The 1,010-nt window shown below is 58.0% G+C and carries 2 protein-coding genes; both read left to right on the top strand.

Going from position 1 to position 1,010, the window contains the following annotated elements; all coding sequences use genetic code 11:
- Positions 1-83 precede the first annotated feature (83 nt).
- Complete coding sequence (locus HT737_RS10230) at positions 84-569, top strand: hypothetical protein (RefSeq protein ID WP_121187151.1); 486 nt, start codon at positions 84-86, stop codon at positions 567-569.
- Positions 570-632: 63 nt separating this feature from the next.
- Positions 633-920 (top strand): PA4642 family protein, encoded by a 288-nt coding sequence (locus HT737_RS10225; protein WP_041072426.1) that lies wholly within the window; start codon positions 633-635, stop codon positions 918-920.
- Positions 921-1,010: the final 90 nt, after the last annotated feature.

Raw genomic sequence — 1,010 nt, 5'->3', positions numbered from 1 at the left:
ACCCTGGTAGGAGCTGCCGAAGGCTGCGATCTTTTGCTTTTAATCCCATGCTAGAGTGCTCGGCCTCGCCCCCGGAGCCTGTCATGAGCCTTCTGATCCGCAGCTTTGCCGCCCTGTTGCTGACCCTCAGCCTGCCCCTGGCCGCCGCCCCGGCGCCGATGCACAGTCAGTTTCTACCGCCGGACGACTTGACCCTGCGTGATGCCGAACCCGAGCAGCAACAACTGCTGCAGGTCACCGATTATTCGGTGGTGGTCGGTGCGCAACGCCAGTCCAATCAGCAGCCGATTCCGGTGACCTCACCGTTGATGATCCGCCTCAAGGGCAAGTCGCTGAACAAGGGCGCAACCATCACCCAGGTGCTGGTCAATTTCGACGGCGAAAGCAAAAGCCTGAAAAAACCGCTTTATGACGACACGCGCAAAACCCTGACCCTGTTCTACCCGCTGGCCCAGTACCGGGTGGTGATCGACCTGCTGCGCAACGACACCGTGTATGTACAGTTCCTCAGTTACGCCAACGGCCACATCTGGGCCGATCTGCACACCGGAGCCGTTCGTGCGCGTTGAGCCTTGAGGCTGGGCAGGGGTAAACTGCCCGCCCCGTGTAATGTCTGCGAGCTGGAGTCGGCAATGCGTAAAGATAAGAAACAGGTGATTGGTGACGAGATCGGCGATGAGCAGATCAAGCTGTTCCTCGATTTTGAACCGGTCGACGCCACTTCGCCGTCGCTGCACAAACTGATCAAGGCTTATCGTGGTTTGCGCATCGACGATTTCGAGCGCTTCCTGACGTTCTTCGTGGCTGCCGGTTACGACGTGGATGGCAAGGATGAGCAGGGCCAGACGTTTGTTGATCTGATCAAGGATCAGCGTAACGCGGCCGAGTACATTGAGCTGATCGACAAGGCGCGCGGTTAAGCTCAAAAGACAAGATCAAAAGATCGCAGCCTTCGGCAGCTCCTACACTGGATTTGTGTTTACCCTGTAGGAGCTGCCGCAGGCTGCGAT

The organism is Pseudomonas sp. MD195_PC81_125 (genome assembly GCF_014060985.1).
Lineage (GTDB): Bacteria > Pseudomonadota > Gammaproteobacteria > Pseudomonadales > Pseudomonadaceae > Aquipseudomonas > Aquipseudomonas parakoreensis.
This window is presented reverse-complemented; position numbering and strand designations above follow the sequence as displayed.